General features: G+C 57.6%; 1 protein-coding gene. It reads left to right on the top strand.

Features of this window, described 5'->3' with window-relative positions; all coding sequences use genetic code 11:
- Positions 1–587, top strand: a 587-nt coding sequence (locus R7O13_RS29000) for an MFS transporter (RefSeq protein ID WP_318305477.1), incomplete at both ends; no start/stop codon positions are given.

Genomic DNA, 587 nt, shown 5'->3' with positions numbered 1-587 from the left:
ACTGGCGATGGATATTTATCTCCCTGTCGTTCCAGCGATGCCCGGCATCCTGAACACGACGCCCGCTATGATCCAACTCACGTTGAGCCTCTATATGGTGATGCTCGGCGTGGGCCAGGTGATTTTTGGTCCGCTCTCAGACAGAATCGGGCGACGGCCAATTCTACTTGCGGGCGCAACGGCTTTCGTCATTGCGTCTCTGGGAGCAGCTTGGTCTTCAACTGCACCGGCCTTTGTCGCTTTCCGTCTACTTCAAGCAGTGGGCGCGTCGGCCATGCTGGTGGCGACGTTCGCGACGGTTCGCGACGTTTATGCCAACCGTCCTGAGGGTGTCGTCATCTACGGCCTTTTCAGTTCGATGCTGGCGTTCGTGCCTGCGCTCGGCCCTATCGCCGGAGCATTGATCGGCGAGTTCTTGGGATGGCAGGCGATATTCATTACTTTGGCTATACGGGCGATGCTCGCACTCCTAAATGCGGGTTTCAGGTGGCACGAAACCCGCCCTCTGGATCAAGTCAAGACGCGCCGATCTGTCTTGCCGATCTTCGCGAGTCCGGCTTTTTGGGTTTACACTGTCGGCTTTAGCG

This window comes from Vibrio sp. Y176 (assembly GCF_033438945.1).
Note: the sequence above shows the minus strand (reverse complement) of the source record. Positions and strands in the feature narration are given on the sequence as shown.